The sequence below is a fragment of the Vibrio sp. 1978 genome (assembly GCF_033344345.1).
Genome location: NZ_JAWPOP010000711.1, coordinates 1 through 605, shown reverse-complemented (window position 1 = coordinate 605; position 605 = coordinate 1). Strand labels below are relative to the sequence as shown.

The 605-nt window shown below is 45.6% G+C and carries 1 protein-coding gene; it reads right to left on the bottom strand.

The window, feature by feature from the left end:
* The coding region (locus R8N49_RS28690; RefSeq protein WP_318190644.1) for an NYN domain-containing protein at positions 1-487 on the bottom strand (487 nt) is incomplete at its 3' end.
* Between the last annotated feature and the right edge of the window lie 118 nt (positions 488-605).

Below are 605 nucleotides of genomic sequence, written 5' to 3'. Positions count from 1 at the left end.
ACAGCAAGAAATCATCATCAATCGCGACGAAATTATCCGCACAATCAATCAAGGTTTGCGAGGTTAACCTTGGTACACCATAGACGGTGACCTTCTTGTTGTAGCGCTGCTGAATACGTTCCACCAGCAAACTGAAGTCGCCATCACCAGAAACCAAAATCACGCGGTCAACATCAGGCGCAATCTCAATCGCATCGAGCGTGATACCGACATCCCAATCCCCTTTGGCGCTGCCATCTCGACGCTGAATGTAAGGCTTCAACATCACCTCAAATCCCACACCTCTTAGAATGTGATGAAACTGGCGTTGCTTCGGATCGTTACTGGCAATGGCATAAGCTTTTGCGCTTACTACTTCCTTTTCTTGTGTCGCTACATACCAAAACTGGTTGTAATCAAAGTTACTGCGATACGCTTCACGACAAGTGTAATAACCGTTTTGAACGTCAACGAGAATGGCGATTTTTTCTTTGTGGTCTGATTGCATGGTGATCTCATACCGATAATTTGCCGCCTACCCTAAGCCAGATCGCCCAAAAGCACAATGAGCCAATTCCACTAAACTTAACGTATAAACGGAAAGTCGCGTTTTTAGGAGTGAGTCA